This is a genomic window from Stutzerimonas azotifigens, assembly GCF_013522725.1.
Taxonomy (GTDB): Bacteria; Pseudomonadota; Gammaproteobacteria; order Pseudomonadales; family Pseudomonadaceae; genus Stutzerimonas; species Stutzerimonas azotifigens_A.
On record NZ_JAAMRF010000006.1, the window covers coordinates 74,978 to 90,238 of the forward strand.

Genomic DNA, 15,261 nt, shown 5'->3' on the forward strand with positions numbered 1-15,261 from the left:
CTGACACAAATAATAACGGCGCCCGTAGGCGCCGTTATTCAACCGATCATAACTTAGAAGTTATAGCCTATACCCACGCTATAGAAGAACGCCCCATCGTCATAACGGTCACGCGCATCGCTGCCGCTCTTGAACAGGAACTGATATTCCGCCATTGCGGTAATGAAGGTCTTTTCCTGAACCCAATACTTGATACCAACTTCGGGACCGGCCATGAAGGTGTCGTCGACACCCTCACCGTAAACGCCACCGCCACTTACCCCTATGAACGGGCGGGCCGGGCCGGTTCCGAAATGATAATCGTAGAACACCCGAGTGGAGCCATCGAACTTGACGCTCTCGCCCTCGGTATCGCGTGCGTTGATGGTCTGGCGAACACCCCACATGGAGGAGTCATCCAGATATCGACCCCAACTGCCCTGGACCGACAGAATGGTATCGTCGAAGTCCTTGTCACTACTGCCCGCACCACTAAGCGTAACTTCTTGATCTCCCGCTACCGGAACCGCAAGTGCGGCCACAGGGAACATCGCGGCGACTAACAGGGATGATTTGAAAAGTCGGTTCATGGCTCTGCCTCTTGTTCTGTCGTGGGGGAACGCAGATACGGTAATCGCACAGCGTACACAAAGGACAAAGAGTGCAAGTAAGCGTTCACCCGCAATTGAGAAAAGGCGATAACAGGTAACTAACAAGCGCAAGCGGCAACAAGCGAAACGTCAGGCTTACATTGAACTGGGCATGACTGTCATATCAGCTGACATAACTTCTGGCGATAAAAAGGCAACGGAGGGGCCAGCGAACTGGCCCCTATTGCAGTCAGGCTCGATTAGCCGCGCTGGAAGGTTTCATAAGGGGTTCGTCTTCGGGAACCACATCGAAATCGCGGCGCAGCGCGATACGCAACCAGATGGGAACCAACAGCAAACCGATCGCAATGCAGACCCAACTGAGCACGGCGCTGCCTTCCGGGGGAGGAAACATCAACCGTCCTACACCGACCAATAGCGAATACAGCGAAATTGCCGTCGTCGCCACCGCCATCAGCCGCACGCCGAGTGCCTTGACCGACGCGCTGCTGCTCGTTCCGCACAGGGATGCGGCCCGTGGCCAGAAGCCCAGCGGTCGAACCCGCTCGTAGAAGCGCTTGAGCGTCGAGTCATCCGTTTCCGGGGTAATAAAGGTCACCAGAATCGCAACGCTGGTCGTGACCAGGGCCATGATGCCCAGGCGAATCCATTCGCCATCCGGATCGGTACCGAGGAAGTAGAGCAGCAAGGGGGCCGTGATCAGCGAGGCGCCCATCGCTGCGAGCTCCGAGTACAGGTTGATCCGCTCCCACAGCCAGCGCAGCACCAGCACCGAGCCCATTCCCGCTCCGAACAGCAGCGAAATGAACCACGCGGTCTGGATCGACCCCAGGTTGGCCATGATGATCATCGCGATCACCAGGATGAGCACGTTGGACAGCCGCGCCACCAGGACCAGCTCGCGATCCTTGGGCTTGCGCTTGAGCAGGTGGGGCGCGATCACCCCACCGTAAACATCGTTGCTCCAGTAGGACGCGCCCCAGTTGAGGTGGGTGTCCACCGTAGAGGCGAGTGCCGCGAGCAGACCGACCAGCATCAGGCCACGAATACCCGGTGGCAGCAGGTCCTCGATGCCCTGGACGAACAGCGCCTCGCGGCCGGCAGTGAAGCCCTCCCCGGACATGTCGCCGGTCGAGAAGGGATAGAGCACCAAGAGTCCGATGGCGATGGCGAGCCAGAACAGGCTGCGCAGGAAGATCTGCAACCAGGTGAAGACCAAACCGGCGATGCGCGCCTCGCGGTCGTTGGTACAGGCCATACTTCGCTGCGCCAGGTAGCCGGTGCCATCAGAATTCATCTGGAAGAACCATTGCAAGCCGATGATCACCAGAAAAGGCATCAGCGCCTCGCCAGCGCTCGAAGGCGGTGCAAAGGACAGCATCTTGCTCGCCTGCTCGATGCCATACAGCTCGACGATGCGATCGGTCAATCCACCCAACCCGCCAGCCGCATCGACGACGAACCAGGCGTAGGCCAGAGTACCGAGCATCGCGAGGCTGAATTGCACCACGTCGGTCTGAATCACCGCGCGCAAGCCGCCCGTAATCGAATACATCGCCGTGAATATCAGGATGGTGAGAATGGAGATGAGGTTGTTGGCGCTCATCATCGCCGGGTCCAGTCCGGTGATACTTTCGCCCAGTTGCAAGCCGATGGCCTGAACGAAGCCGACGATGGGATCGTAGATGCCCGATGGCAGCCAGTCATGCCAGGGCAGGAAGACCTCGGCGATTCGAATGGCGGCAACCAGCACCATCGCCAGCACCACACAGTTGATCACCGTGCCGTAATAAATGGCCTTGAGCAGGCGCAGCGGCGTTACACCCCGGCCGCTGTATCGAACCCGAGTCAGCTCTGCATCGGTCAGCACCCCTGCGCGCCGCCATCCCACAGCGAAGACGAAGGCCAGCAACAGGAAGGCCAGCCCGTATATCCACAAGCGCCAAAGCGCGAAAACCCCCGCCGTCGCGACCAGCCCGGTGACCAGCAGCGGCGTGTCGGCAGCGAATTGGGTGGCTGCCATGGAAAAGCCGGCTTTCCAGCCCTTGATACTGTTGCCGGCTAAAAAGTATTCGTTGAGACTCTGAGACGCCTTGCTTCGCGCTCGCAGGCCGGCACTGAGGCCGTAGATAATGAAAGCCGCCACGATCAGTAGGTCCAACATGTTGTTATTCCTGTCGTTGGAAAGACTCGTTCTTGAGAGCGCGCAAGCTCCTAAAAAATGCATGGACCTGATAGACGGTCAATAAATTGGCAGCTCGCCGCGTTCGTACTCCTTATTCGTTATAGCCAGTCTGCCGACATTGCGTTCGCCGATCAGCGCTTCCCGTGACCACTTTGCCTTGGAAACACCTGTGGGCCCGATCCAGTACCTGCCCCTTTCTCCGCTGCAGCGCCCCTTGCTGGACAAGTTCTATCGCACCCAGCGCAGCGCCATGCGCACCCCGGCGCAGGCCGCCCTATGGGTGGCCCGAACGCCGGACATCGTCGCAGGCCTATGTTTGTCTGCCGTCGAGGATGGCCATTGGTTGACGGGCCTGCTGGTGGCCGAAACGCACCGTCGGGCAGGCATTGCGAGCGCACTGATGTCCCGAGCAGCGGAATCGGTCGAAGGGAATTTGTGGCTGTTCTGCCACCCGAACCTGAGCGCCTTTTATGTAAGGCACGGCTTTGCGAATTGCACGCAACTGCCAGATTCTTTGGCCAACCGGCTCGAGCGCTACAGCCGCCACAAGAAGCTGATAGCGCTGGTTCGGCCGCAACCACACCATTGACTCGCCTTAGCGAGCGCCATGGGATCGGAGCAGACAGACGAGACCGTCTTTTTGCAATCGAGCCAGCACATATGCCGAAGATGGGCGCTGAGCCAGCCCGAGGTCATTCCTGCTCGTCTACGACCAGGGGCAACCCTAAGGCGCTTCGCCGCCGTAGCGACTTCAACGGTGAAGCGCTATCGAGGCGTTTTCAAGGTGAAATGGGATCGCTGGCGGGAAAGGTCTCTTCCAGCGCTTCGTCCAACTGATCCTCGTCGGCATCCGTAGGGCTGCGTTTGATAGGATCTTCGTCCGGCACCGGTTGCCGCTGTTTATCGTCACCGCTCATGGCCGTACTCCTGCAAATTGAACACCTCCATTAGGCTACGACGCGCAAAGAGGGTTCGCTTTCGTGCAGGCAAAAAAAGGGGCGGGGTTTGAGCCCCGCCCTCTTTAGTCCTTTTCCCTTATTTCCTGCTCATCATCCTGATGAATCATGCCCTTGATTGTTCCTGACCCCCTTCCGTGGCGGCCTGTGCTTGTCCCTAAGCACAGGTGCGATAGTAAGGATCTGGGTGACCACGGCAACCACGAAAAAATCCCGACATCACCGTTATAAATGTATGCCTATAAATAATTTTGTATTTAAAAACAGTTAGTTACGAACCAATAAGAGAGCAAAACCTACTGCGGATGGATAAATTTCGAGCTTAGCTTACAGATCTTGTAAGCGAATGCTTACAAGGCGCGGGGTAAAGCGTCGTTTCGCTGAGAAGGATGGAGGGGGGAAGCGAAAGCGGAAAGCGGAAAGCGGAAAGCGGAAAGCGGAAAGCGGAAAGCGGAAAGCGGAAAGCGGAAAGCGGAAACCATGCCCGGCAACGACAAGACCGGGCAAGGATAGGCTTACTGGAACAGGGCGTCGCTGGACAGCCCGTTGCGCTCGAGAATCTCGCGCAGACGCTTGAGGGCCTCGACCTGGATCTGCCGGACACGCTCGCGTGTCAGGCCGATCTCCTGGCCGACCTCCTCCAGCGTGCAGCTCTCATAGCCACGCAGGCCGAACCGACGAATCACGACATCGCGCTGCTTCTCGGTCAGGTCCGAAAGCCATTGGTCGATGCTCTGGGACAGGTCATCGTCGAGCAGAAGCTCGCACGGATCGGACGGCTTTTCATCGGTCAGGGTGTCGAGCAGTGTCTTGTCGGTGTCAGGCCCCAGCGAAATGTCCACCGAGGTAACCCGCTCGTTCAATCCCAGCATGCGCTTGACCTCGCACACCGGTTTTTCAAGCAGGTTGGCGATCTCTTCGGGGCTCGGCTCGTGGTCGAGCTTCTGCGTCAGCTCACGAGCGGCACGCAAATAGACATTGAGTTCTTTGACCACATGAATCGGCAGGCGAATCGTTCGGGTCTGGTTCATGATCGCCCGTTCGATGGTCTGCCGGATCCACCAGGTCGCATAGGTCGAGAAGCGGAAACCGCGCTCCGGATCGAATTTCTCGACCGCGCGGATCAAGCCCAGGTTGCCTTCTTCGATCAGGTCCAGCAGCGATAGACCCCGATTGACGTAGCGACGCGCGATCTTGACCACCAGTCGCAGGTTGCTTTCGATCATGCGCTTTCGCCCCGCCGGATCGCCCTTCTGGGCAAGGCGCGCGTAATGCACTTCTTCGGCGGGAGAGAGGAGCGGCGAAAAGCCGATTTCGTTGAGGTACAGCTGGGTGGCGTCGAGCGCACGGCTGTAGTCGATGAACTTGTGTTGCTTGGGAGAGGAAGCAGATTTCGCCTTGCTGCCGGAAGAAGGTGTGGACGCCGGGCGGGCACCCTCGAAGACAATAGCGGGGTCCATCAGCAGGACCTCGTCGTCTAAGTCAAACTCCGGCGCTTCTTTGTCGAGAGCCATTATTGTTGTCCTGTGCTGAGTTCGACAACAGGCTCGGCGACGCCAACCGTGGCAGCGCTGAGCCTATTCGTGCCGGACGGTCAGGAGTCAGGTCAACGTTTAGGCAGGTATTGCTGGGGATCTACCGGCTTACCCTGGCGGCGAATCTCGAAATGCAGTTTCACCCGGTCGGTTCCAGTCGAACCCATGTCGGCAATGGTTTGCCCGGCTTTGACCTGTTCGCCCTCCCGAACCAGCAACCTACGGTTATGACCGTAGGCACTTACGTAGGTATCGTTATGCTTGATGATCACCAGTTCGCCGTAGCCCCGCAAACCGCTGCCGGCGTACACAACAGTCCCATCAGAAGCAGCTAAAACAGGCTGTCCTAATTCCCCTGCGATATCAATTCCTTTATTCAAACTTCCGTTTGAGGAAAAAAGCCCGATTACCGGGCCGTTTGCCGGCCATGCCCAGCCGCTGGCCGAACGCGTGACCGGCGTCACAGGCGTCGTGGCAGGCTTATTGACCGGCTGCGTTGCAGGCGTGGTCGAGACTGGCGGCTGAGAGGCCGGCGTCGAAACAATCACCGGTGAGGACGTGGCCGGCCGCGGTGGTGCGGCTGGGGTGACGCGGCGTGGCGGCGTGGCGGCAACCGAACTAGCCGACGAATGGCCATCGAAGCGAATGCGCTGCCCCGGGTAGATGACATAGGGAGGGCGGATGCCGTTGCGCTGCGCCAGCTGCTTCCAGTCCCAGCCGAAGCGAAACGCGATGGCGTACAGGGTGTCGCCTCGCTGAACGGTGTATTGGCCACTGGTGACCGGGGCACGTGCGTTGCGGTCGACCACCTGAACGCCGCCGGAAGGAGAACCCGCGCACCCTGACAGCAATGCCGCCAGCAGCAGAGCACAGGCGACGGGTCTGGCAGGTGACTGGCAGCTGAACGGCTGGCTGAAAAGGCGCCTCAACTGACACTCCGGTTCATCATCGACTCCTAGGCGTTTTCGGCGACGGGCTGGTTGCGCGAGGCGATCCATTCGATACCGAGCACAAGCGCTACACCCACGACGGCCAGCATCAGGGCGAGCACGAGCTGAGGATCCTGCCCGGTAATATCGGCAAAGGCACCCGGGGATATATTTCGCTCCAGTAGCGGTACTTGCTCGCCTTGGGAATTGACCCGCCAGGTGAGGGTTTCCTTCCACGGCCAGACCTTGTTCAGCGAGCCGAGCATCAGCCCGGTCAGGAACGCCAGAGTCAGGTCGCGCCAACGCTTGAGCATCCAGCTTACCAGCCGGGCGAAGGTCAGAAGCCCCACAACGCAGCCGGCCAGGAAGGTCAGCAGGATCCCCGCTTCGAACCCCTTCACCGCGGCCAGGACCACTGGGTAAAGGCCGAGCAGAAGCAGAATAAAACTGCCGGAAATGCCTGGCAGGATCATCGCGCAGATGGCGATCGCGCCGGCCAGGAACAGGCTGAGCCCGTCGCTCCCCCACTGCACGGGCTCGGCCACGGTGATCCAGTAGGCGAAGGCGATGCCGAGCAGCAGAGCCACCACACGACTGGTACCCCAGCGCCCGATGTCCTTGGCGACGATATGCACCGAAACCAGGATCAGCCCGAAGAAGAACGACCAGACGGGAACTGGGTGGTGCTCAAGCAGGTAGGAGATCAGCCGCGCCAGGCTAATGATGCTGGTGAAGACACCGCCGAAGAGAATCAGCAGAAACGACAGGTTGGCGGTCTGCCAGGCCTCGCGCACCCTGCCGCGCAAGAGCTGCACCGCCGCGTTGGGGACCGCGGAAATCGACCGCAGCAATTCGTCGTAGATCCCGGTGATGAAAGCGACGGTGCCGCCCGAAACGCCAGGCACCACGTCGGCCGCGCCCATGGCGATGCCCTTGGCGTACAGCATTAAAGCCTTCTTCATGTTTCCTTCCGCTGAATCGTCAAACTACAGGTCCATTGAGCAGCGGCACGAAACGTACGGTATCCAGCATGTGGCGGGAGAAACCGTTTTCCTCTCGAATGATCAGCATCAGTTGCTGGACATCACCCGCGCCGACCGGGATCACCAGTCGACCGCCAGGTGCAAGTTGATCGAGCAATGCCTGAGGCACATCGGCTGCCGCCGCGGTAACGATGATGCCATTGTAGGGAGCCAATGCCGACCAGCCTTCCCAACCATCACCCCAGCGAAAGACCACGTTGCGTAATTTGAGTTCGACGAGACGCTCTTTGGCCCGGTCCTGCAACGCCTGGATTCGCTCGACGGAAAACACCCGCTCGACCAGTTGCGCCAGCACGGCTGTCTGGTAGCCGGAGCCGGTACCGATCTCCAGCACCTTGTCCAGCGGGCCGTCGGCGATCAGCAGCTCGCTCATGCGCGCAACCATGAACGGCTGCGAGATGGTCTGGTTATGGCCGATCGGTAGCGCCGTGTCCTCGTAGGCCCGATGCGCCAGGGCCTCGTCGACGAACAGGTGGCGCGGCGTGCGCCGAATCACCTCGAGCACCTTCGGGTCCGACAACCCTTCCTCGTACAGGCGCTGTATGAGCCGGTCGCGGGTGCGCTGGGAGGTCATGCCGGTTCCGTTGCGCAGAAAATCGTCTGGTCCACGCCTGATCACAGCAACCCCTCCAGCCAACGGTCGAGGCCCTGGAACGCCTCGTGAAAGGTGCGATCGAGCTGCAGCGGGGTGACCGAGACATAGCCCTGCATCACCGCGTGGAAATCGGTACCCGGTCCGCCATCCTCGACGTCTCCGGCTGCCGAAATCCAGTAGCCCTCCTTGCCCCGCGGATTGGCCACCTTGACCGGCGCCTTGGCGCGTCGCCGATGTCCCAGGCGCGTCAGCTGGATACCACGGATATGGTCCAGCGGCAGGTTCGGCACGTTGATGCTGAGCACCGTGCGCGCAGGCATCTGCAGGCGGGCATGGTTTTCCACCAGCGTGCGGGCGATGTAGGCGGCGGTCGGGAGGTTGTCCGGCTGACGCGAGACCAGGGAGAAGGCGAACGCCGGCATGCCGGTGAAGCGCCCTTCGATGGCGGCGGCTACGGTGCCCGAATAGAGAACGTCGTCGCCCAGGTTGGCACCCAGGTTGATCCCCGAGACGACCATGTCCGGCGCCTGCTCGAGCATTCCGTTGATACCCAGGTGAACACAGTCGGTGGGCGATCCGTTGAGACCGATGAAACCGTTCGGCATGGTGACCGGGTGAAGCGGGCGATCCAGGGTCAGCGCGCTACTGGCGCCGCTCATGTCCTGGATCGGGGCGATAACCTGGCACTCGGCGTAATCCGCCAGCGCGTCATAAAGCGCGGCGAGCCCAGGTGCATACACCCCGTCGTCGTTGGCGATCAGAATACGCATCAGATGTCCGTCTGCCCTGCCAGGCTGACCAGCTCACGAACCACGGCGGTGGCGAAGCATCCGGTCGGCAGGACGAATTCCAGTTGCAGAATGTCAGGCTCGGGATAATGCCACGACAAGCTCCCAATGGGGAGGCGAAGAATGCGCCGTTCGTGCTCCAATCGCGCTTGCTCCAGCCAAGCGGTCAATGCGGGCTCCGCCTCGGCCACCCGCTGTTCGAGCGCGGCGGTGGCGCCACTGGCTGGCGAATTGCCCTGTCCCCACAGCGCAGCGGTCGGATGCAGGTCGAGGATGGCCAGCCGCGGATCGCTGCACTCGGCTTCGCCGGCAACGAAAAAACTACGACTGTCGGTAAAAGCCAGCAGATCGCCGACCTGCGCCTTGTTCCAACTGCCCGCCGCCACGCGCTCGGCAAGGACCCGGTTGAACAGGTAGCTGCGTGCCGCGGACAGCAGCCGTGAACGCAGATTGCGGGACTCCGGCAACTCGCCGCGCGCGGCATATTCACGCGCACCGGCGAGATTGCCGCCTTGGTAGCCGAAACGCTGGGGGCCATAGTAATTGGGCACTCCTTGCTGGCGAATGCATTCCAGACGCGCTTCGAGCGCCGTGCGATCGGCCTGTAGCTCGGTCAGGCGCAGCGTGAAGCCATTGGCCGAATGGGCGCCGCGCTGCAACTTGCGTTGATGACGCGTCTGTCTGAGCAGGCGCAGGCTGTCGTTCTCGGCCGCGCCAAGGTCCGGATCAGCCTTACCGGGAAGATGCAGGCTGAACCATTGTCGAGTCAGGGCCTGGCGATCCTTCTGGCCGGCATAGCTGATCGCTCGCAGCGGTACACCGGCGGCCCGCGCGAGGCGCCGCGCCGCTTCCTCGGTATTCAGGTTGCGTTTTTCGACCCACAGCCACAGGTGCTCACCTTCACCCGACAACGGGATATCGAGCACCTCGTCGACCTGAAAGTCCTCGGCCACCGCCTTGAGCACGGTCTGACCACAGGGTTCTCCATGGGCCCGGGAGCCAAGTAGCTGATCTTCGGTCATGCCTTGACCAGCAGCGCGACGGCGTGCACCGCAATGCCTTCTTCACGCCCGGTGAAACCAAGCTTTTCGGTCGTGGTGGCCTTAACGTTGACTTGATCCATCTCGACTTCGAGGTCCTCGGCAATGGAGGTGCGCATGGTCTCGATGTGCGGCGCCATTTTTGGCACCTGCGCGACGATGGTGGCGTCGACGTTGCCGACCTGCCAGCCACGGGCGCGCACCTGGGCGACCACGTGGCGCAACAGGACACGGCTGTCGGCGCCCTTGAACTGCGGGTCGGTATCGGGAAAATGCTTGCCGATGTCGCCCAGCGCGGCGGCGCCCAGCAGCGCGTCGCAGAGCGCGTGCAGCAGCACGTCGCCATCGGAATAGGCGAGCAGCCCGGAGGTATGGGGGATGCGCACACCCCCGAGGGTGATGAAGGTCCCCTCGCCGAAGCGATGCACGTCGTAACCGTGGCCGATACGCATAGTTATGTCACCAAGCAGAAGCGAGCGGCGATTCTACAGGAGCTGGCGTCGGGGTGAACCGCAATCGCGGGGGGCGATGAGCAGATCGAAACGGGCGATGATGACCATCAACCGAATCGATCTTATATCGGATAGAACCGATATAAAGTTCGCCCCATCACGATATCCATCCGATTTTACTCATGCCTGACGAACTCGACGACATCATCAAGGCCCTGGCCCATCCGCTCAGACGCCAGATCCTCGACTGGCTCAAGGATCCGCCGGGCCACTTCCCCGATCAGGAGCATTCCCTGGAGAGTGGCGTCTGCGCAGGCCAGATCGACCAGCGCGCCGGACTGTCGCAGTCAACCGTCTCGGCCCACCTGGCCACCCTCCAACGGGCCGGTCTCGTTACCAGCCGCAAAATCGGCCAATGGCATTTCTTCAAGCGCAACGAGGAGGCCATCCAGGCCTTCGTCGAGCGCCTCGGTCGGGAACTCTGACCGAAACACTTCCTGAACCTTCGCAACCGGAGCCTCAAGCATGCCTACTCTGTTCGACCCGATCATCATCGGTGACCTGCACCTGTCCAACCGCATCGTCATGGCGCCGCTGACCCGCTGCCGCGCAGAACCCGGCCGCGTACCCGGCGAGCTGATGGTCGAATACTACGCACAGCGTGCATCGGCCGGTCTGATCATCAGCGAGGCGACGTCGGTCACGCCGATGGGTGTCGGCTACCCGGACACGCCCGGCATCTGGTCCGACGAGCAGGTCGAAGGCTGGAAGAAAATCACCGCGGCGGTGCATGCCAAGGGCGGCAAGATCGTCCTGCAGCTGTGGCATGTAGGGCGCATTTCCGACCCGGTCTATCTGGATGGTGAACTGCCGGTAGCGCCTAGCGCCATTCAGCCGGCAGGCCACGTCAGCCTGATCCGCCCGATGAAGGACTACGTGACACCGCGCGCCCTCGAGACCAATGAGATCCCGGGGATCGTCGAGGCCTATCGCAAGGGCGCCGAAAACGCCAAGAAAGCCGGCTTCGACGGCGTCGAGATCCATGGCGCCAACGGCTACCTGCTCGACCAGTTCCTGCAGGACAAGACCAACACGCGCACCGATGCCTATGGCGGCTCCATCGAAAACCGCGCACGGCTGATGCTGGAAGTCACCGATGCGGCGATCGGCGTCTGGGGGGCGGGACGCGTCGGCGTGCACCTGGCTCCACGTGCGGACTCCCACGACATGGGCGACTCCAACCTGGCAGACACCTTCGGCTACGTGGCTCGCGAGCTCGGCGCCCGCGGCGTCGCCTTCATTTGCACCCGCGAGAAGGAAGGCACGGACAGCCTCGGCCCGACCCTGAAGCAGCACTTTGGCGGGGTCTACATCGCCAACGAGCGCTTTACCAAGGAACAGGCCAACGCCTGGCTGGCTGAAGGCAAGGCGGATGCGGTGGCCTTCGGCATTCCCTACATCGCCAACCCGGACCTGGCCGAGCGCCTGCGTCAGGACGCCCCGCTGAACGACCCGCGTCCGGACCTCTTCTACGCCAAGGGCGCGGAAGGCTATACCGATTATCCGTCGCTCTAAGCTCCGCTGACGGAAAGGCCCGACCGGGTGACCGGTCGGGCCTTTTTTTAACCGTAGGGTGGAAACCGCGAAGCGTTTCCACGCGGGCCGGTGATCGTCGAATCGCCAGGCTTGCTCGAACGCCGCCGCCCCACGCGCGGATGAGGCTTCGCCGTCATCCACCCTACGCCTTCAACACCTCGGCATGACGTAGGGTGGAAAACCGCGAAGCGTTTTCCACGCGAACCGATGATCGTCGAATCGCCAGGCTTGCTCGAACGCCGCCACCCCACGCGCGGATGAGGCTTCGCCGTCATCCACCCTACGCCTTCAACACCTCGGCATGACGTAGGGTGGAAAACCGCGAAGCGTTTTCCACGCGGACGGTGATCGTCGAATCGCCAGGGCTTGCTCGAACGCCGCCACCCCAGCGCGTGGATGAGGCTTCGCCGTCATCCACCCTACGCCTTCAATGCCTCGGCGTGATGTCGCAGGTGATCCTCGATGAAGCTGGCGATGAAGAAGTAGCTGTGGTCGTACCCCGGCTGCAGGCGCAGCGTCAGGGGATGTCCTGCCGCCTTCGCTGCCTGCTGCAAAGCTTCCGGCTTGAGCTGGGTGGCCATGAAGTCGTCGCGGTCGCCCTGGTCCACCAGGATCGGCAACTTCTCCTGCGCCGAGGCCATCAACGCACAGGCGTCCCACTCCTTCCAGCGCGCCCGATCCTCACCCAGGTAGCGGCTGAAGGCCTTCTCGCCCCATGGGCAGTCGAGCGGGTGGGCGATCGGCGCGAACGCCGACAGCGAACGATAACGCCCCGGGTTGCGCAGCGCGCAGACCAGCGCCCCGTGGCCACCCATTGAATGGCCGCTGATACCGCGTCGATCGGAGACTGGGAAGTTGGCCTCGATCAGCGCCGGCAGCTCCTGCACGACGTAGTCGTACATGCGGTAATGCCGGGCCCAGGGCTCCTCGGTCGCGTTGACATAGAAACCCGCGCCGAGCCCGAAGTCCCAGGCGCCCTGCGGATCGTCAGGCACGCCCTCACCCCGCGGGCTGGTATCGGGCGCGACGATCACCAACCCGAGCTCGGCGGCCATGCGCATCGCACCCGCCTTCTGCATGAAGTTCTCGTCGGTACAGGTCAGCCCGGACAACCAATAGAGCACCGGCAGCTTGGCGCCCTGCTCGGCCTGCGGCGGCAGGTAGACGGCGAACACCATGTCGCAATTGAGGCTGCTGGACCGGTGGCGATAACGCTTGTGCCAGCCGCCGAAGCTTTTCTGGCAGGAAATGTTTTCCAGAGACATTGCTCGCTCCTGATTCGGGTGGTGACCTGCGGAGAAGGCTCCGAAGATCACCACCCTGCCGTTCAGAAATGGATGACGGTGCGGATGCTCTTGCCTTCGTGCATCAGCTCGAACGCCTCATTGATCTGATCCAGACCCATGTTGTGGGTAATGAAGGTATCGAGCGGGATCTCGCCCGTCTGAGCCTTTTCCACATAGCTCGGCAACTCGGTGCGACCCTTCACCCCACCGAACGCCGAGCCGCGCCAGACGCGGCCGGTGACCAGCTGGAACGGACGCGTGCTGATCTCCTGCCCGGCGCCCGCGACGCCGATGATGGTCGACTCGCCCCAGCCCTTGTGGCAGCACTCGAGCGCGGCGCGCATCAGTTGCACGTTGCCTACGCATTCGAACGAATAGTCGACGCCGCCATCGGTCATTTCGACGATGACGTCCTGGATCGGCTTGTCGTGATCCTTCGGATTGACGAAGTCGGTGGCGCCCAGCTCACGGGCGATGTCGAACTTGGCCGGGTTGATGTCGATTGCGATGATCCGGCTCGCCTTGGCCATGGTCGCGCCGATGATCGCCGCCAGACCGATGCCACCCAGCCCGAAGATGGCGACCGTGGCGCCCTCTTCCACCTTGGCGGTGTTGAGCACCGCGCCGATGCCGGTGGTCACGCCGCAGCCGAGCAGGCAGACCTTCTCCAGCGGTGCCTCCTTCGGAATCTTGGCGACCGAGACTTCGGGCAGCACGGTGTATTCCGAAAAGGTCGAGGTGCCCATGTAGTGATAGACCGGCTGGCCCTGGTAGGAGAAGCGGCTGGTGCCGTCGGGCATCAGGCCCTTGCCCTGGGTCGCGCGCACCGAGCTGCACAGGTTGGTCTTGCCCGACTTGCAGAATTTGCACTCGCGGCATTCGGCGGTGTACAGCGGGATCACGTGGTCGCCGACGGCCACTGAGGTCACGCCCTCGCCGACCGCCTCGACGATGCCGCCACCCTCGTGACCGAGGATGCAGGGGAATACGCCTTCGGAGTCCTGCCCCGACAGCGTGTAGGCATCGGTATGGCAGACGCCCGACGCGACGATGCGCACGAGCACTTCGCCTGCCTTTGGCGGCTCGACGTCGACTTCGACGATCTGAAGGGGTTCGTTCGCGGCGAACGCCACCGCGGCGCGGGATTTGATAGTCATGGCCTGGCTCCTGTCATGGGCTGAATGCGACAGTGTAATTCACTCGCACTCTGGGATAATTGGCGTCTTGGTAAAAACATTATTGTTATTCAGGGATAATCAATGAGCGATTTTCGGTGGGACGGTCTGGACGAATTCGTCGCCGTGGTCGAATGCGGCGGTTTTCAACGAGCTGCCGAACGCCTACGGGTGTCATCCTCACACGTCAGCCGACAGGTCGCCGCACTGGAAGAACGACTTCAGGCCAGGCTGCTCTATCGCACCACCCGGCGCGTGTCGCTGACCGAACCCGGCCAGGCGTTCTACGTGCGTTGCCAGCGACTGATAGAGGAACGCGATCAGGCTTACCTCGCGGTCAGCGACCTGCACAGCGCCCCGGCGGGCCTGTTGCGCATGACGGCCGCGGTAGCTTACGGCGAGCGCTTCATCGTTCCTCTGGTCAATGCATTCATGGCCCGGCATCCACAGCTTCGAGTCGAGATCGAGCTGACCAACCGCACCCTCGACCTCGTTCAGGAAGGCTACGATCTGGCCATCCGCCTCGGCCGGCTCAGCGAGTCGCGCCTGGTGGCCACCCGCCTGGCACCACGCGCCATGTATCTGTGTGGCGCGCCGGCCTATCTCGAGCGCTACGGCACACCGCACACCCTGTCCGAACTGGGCCGGCACAACTGCCTGATTGGCACCGGCGATACCTGGACGTTCCAGATCGACGGGCGCGAGCACCTGTTCAAACCCAGCGGCAACTGGCGCTGCAACAGCGGCCAAGCGGTACTCGATGCCGCCCTGCGCGGCTTTGGCTTGTGCCAACTGCCCGACTACTACGTTCAGGAACCGCTCCAGCGCGGCGAACTGGTCTCGCTGCTGGAACCCAACCAGCCGCCAGACACCGCCGTCTGGGCGGTGTATCCCCAGCGACGGCTACTGTCGGCCAAGGTCGGCGGGCTCATCGATGCACTCAGGGCCGGGCTGACGGCGCGCCCGGAATATCCCTGACCGGGACACACACGGCGCAAGCATTCGGCTCGGAACCCTGTATCGACTGATCCGTCGTAACAATAGAAGGGGCAGGAATCGCTTCCTTCGAAGCCATTGCGCGCAATGCGCCT

The 15,261-nt window shown here is 61.9% G+C and carries 16 protein-coding genes; 4 read left to right on the forward strand and 12 right to left on the reverse strand.

Translation table 11 applies throughout. From position 1 onward, the window contains the following. Positions 1-53: 53 nt before the first annotated feature. On the reverse strand, positions 54-569 hold the full coding sequence (locus tag G7026_RS12760) for a hypothetical protein (RefSeq protein ID WP_181071296.1): 516 nt from the start codon (positions 567-569) through the stop codon (positions 54-56). Positions 570-819: 250 nt separating this feature from the next. Next, on the reverse strand, positions 820-2,754 hold the full coding sequence (locus tag G7026_RS12765) for a sodium:solute symporter family protein (protein WP_181071297.1): 1,935 nt from the start codon (positions 2,752-2,754) through the stop codon (positions 820-822). Between the two features lie 190 nt (positions 2,755-2,944). Here G7026_RS12765 and G7026_RS12770 point away from each other — a divergent pair, with 190 nt between their 5' ends. Next, a complete protein-coding gene (locus G7026_RS12770) occupies positions 2,945-3,364 on the forward strand; it encodes a GNAT family N-acetyltransferase (protein ID WP_181071298.1) in 420 nt (139 codons plus the stop codon). Positions 3,365-3,554: 190 nt separating this feature from the next. Here G7026_RS12770 and G7026_RS12775 read toward each other — a convergent pair whose 3' ends face one another. The 8 genes from G7026_RS12775 to ispF all read right to left on the reverse strand — a co-directional run bounded on the left by G7026_RS12775 (position 3,555) and on the right by ispF (position 10,113). Then, positions 3,555-3,692, reverse strand: a complete 138-nt coding sequence (locus G7026_RS12775) for a hypothetical protein (protein ID WP_181071299.1) — start codon at positions 3,690-3,692, stop codon at positions 3,555-3,557. A gap of 554 nt (positions 3,693-4,246) precedes the next feature. Continuing rightward, positions 4,247-5,245, reverse strand: a complete 999-nt coding sequence (gene rpoS / locus G7026_RS12780; RefSeq protein WP_181071300.1) for an RNA polymerase sigma factor RpoS — start codon at positions 5,243-5,245, stop codon at positions 4,247-4,249. Between the two features lie 92 nt (positions 5,246-5,337). Then, positions 5,338-6,132, reverse strand: a complete 795-nt coding sequence (locus G7026_RS12785; RefSeq protein WP_258190278.1) for a peptidoglycan DD-metalloendopeptidase family protein — start codon at positions 6,130-6,132, stop codon at positions 5,338-5,340. Between the two features lie 89 nt (positions 6,133-6,221). Further along, complete coding sequence (locus G7026_RS12790; RefSeq protein ID WP_181071302.1) at positions 6,222-7,157, reverse strand: DUF368 domain-containing protein; 936 nt, start codon at positions 7,155-7,157, stop codon at positions 6,222-6,224. 19 nt (positions 7,158-7,176) lie between these two features. Further along, entirely contained in the window at positions 7,177-7,812 is a 636-nt protein-coding gene (locus G7026_RS12795) for a protein-L-isoaspartate(D-aspartate) O-methyltransferase (protein WP_138408805.1), read from the reverse strand. Positions 7,813-7,853: 41 nt separating this feature from the next. Then, complete coding sequence (surE, locus tag G7026_RS12800; protein ID WP_181071303.1) at positions 7,854-8,603, reverse strand: 5'/3'-nucleotidase SurE; 750 nt, start codon at positions 8,601-8,603, stop codon at positions 7,854-7,856. Beyond that, entirely contained in the window at positions 8,603-9,643 is a 1,041-nt protein-coding gene (gene truD, locus G7026_RS12805) for a tRNA pseudouridine(13) synthase TruD (protein ID WP_181071304.1), read from the reverse strand. Before truD ends, surE begins: the two co-directional genes overlap by 1 nt. Further along, a complete protein-coding gene (ispF, locus tag G7026_RS12810; RefSeq protein WP_181071305.1) occupies positions 9,640-10,113 on the reverse strand; it encodes a 2-C-methyl-D-erythritol 2,4-cyclodiphosphate synthase in 474 nt (157 codons plus the stop codon). Before ispF ends, truD begins: the two co-directional genes overlap by 4 nt. A gap of 182 nt (positions 10,114-10,295) precedes the next feature. Between ispF and G7026_RS12815 the strand changes: the two genes are divergently transcribed. Then, a complete protein-coding gene (locus G7026_RS12815; RefSeq protein ID WP_181071306.1) occupies positions 10,296-10,598 on the forward strand; it encodes an ArsR/SmtB family transcription factor in 303 nt (100 codons plus the stop codon). A 40-nt stretch (positions 10,599-10,638) separates the two neighbouring features. Further along, positions 10,639-11,688: an alkene reductase gene (locus G7026_RS12820; protein WP_181071307.1), complete on the forward strand. Its 1,050-nt coding sequence runs from the start codon at positions 10,639-10,641 to the stop codon at positions 11,686-11,688. A gap of 440 nt (positions 11,689-12,128) precedes the next feature. On the opposite strand, the gene fghA is transcribed toward G7026_RS12820, so the two are convergent. After that, positions 12,129-12,974: an S-formylglutathione hydrolase gene (gene fghA, locus G7026_RS12825; RefSeq protein WP_181071308.1), complete on the reverse strand. Its 846-nt coding sequence runs from the start codon at positions 12,972-12,974 to the stop codon at positions 12,129-12,131. A gap of 62 nt (positions 12,975-13,036) precedes the next feature. After that, entirely contained in the window at positions 13,037-14,152 is a 1,116-nt protein-coding gene (locus G7026_RS12830) for an S-(hydroxymethyl)glutathione dehydrogenase/class III alcohol dehydrogenase (RefSeq protein WP_181071309.1), read from the reverse strand. Positions 14,153-14,254: 102 nt separating this feature from the next. Between G7026_RS12830 and G7026_RS12835 the strand changes: the two genes are divergently transcribed. Next, on the forward strand, positions 14,255-15,148 hold the full coding sequence (locus G7026_RS12835) for a LysR family transcriptional regulator (RefSeq protein ID WP_181071310.1): 894 nt from the start codon (positions 14,255-14,257) through the stop codon (positions 15,146-15,148). Positions 15,149-15,261 lie beyond the last annotated feature (113 nt).

Coding starts and splice junctions, on each gene's coding strand:
- G7026_RS12760 (WP_181071296.1), bottom strand. CDS start 569: ATGAACCGACTTTTCAAATCATCCCTGTTAGTCGCCGCGATGTTCCCT.
- G7026_RS12775 (WP_181071299.1), bottom strand. CDS start 3,692: ATGAGCGGTGACGATAAACAGCGGCAACCGGTGCCGGACGAAGATCCT.
- G7026_RS12830 (WP_181071309.1), bottom strand. CDS start 14,152: ATGACTATCAAATCCCGCGCCGCGGTGGCGTTCGCCGCGAACGAACCC.
- G7026_RS12790 (WP_181071302.1), bottom strand. CDS start 7,157: ATGAAGAAGGCTTTAATGCTGTACGCCAAGGGCATCGCCATGGGCGCG.
- rpoS (WP_181071300.1), bottom strand. CDS start 5,245: ATGGCTCTCGACAAAGAAGCGCCGGAGTTTGACTTAGACGACGAGGTC.
- G7026_RS12815 (WP_181071306.1), top strand. CDS start 10,296: ATGCCTGACGAACTCGACGACATCATCAAGGCCCTGGCCCATCCGCTC.
- G7026_RS12820 (WP_181071307.1), top strand. CDS start 10,639: ATGCCTACTCTGTTCGACCCGATCATCATCGGTGACCTGCACCTGTCC.
- G7026_RS12765 (WP_181071297.1), bottom strand. CDS start 2,754: ATGTTGGACCTACTGATCGTGGCGGCTTTCATTATCTACGGCCTCAGT.
- surE (WP_181071303.1), bottom strand. CDS start 8,603: ATGCGTATTCTGATCGCCAACGACGACGGGGTGTATGCACCTGGGCTC.
- fghA (WP_181071308.1), bottom strand. CDS start 12,974: ATGTCTCTGGAAAACATTTCCTGCCAGAAAAGCTTCGGCGGCTGGCAC.
- truD (WP_181071304.1), bottom strand. CDS start 9,643: ATGACCGAAGATCAGCTACTTGGCTCCCGGGCCCATGGAGAACCCTGT.
- G7026_RS12835 (WP_181071310.1), top strand. CDS start 14,255: ATGAGCGATTTTCGGTGGGACGGTCTGGACGAATTCGTCGCCGTGGTC.
- ispF (WP_181071305.1), bottom strand. CDS start 10,113: ATGCGTATCGGCCACGGTTACGACGTGCATCGCTTCGGCGAGGGGACC.
- G7026_RS12795 (WP_138408805.1), bottom strand. CDS start 7,812: ATGACCTCCCAGCGCACCCGCGACCGGCTCATACAGCGCCTGTACGAG.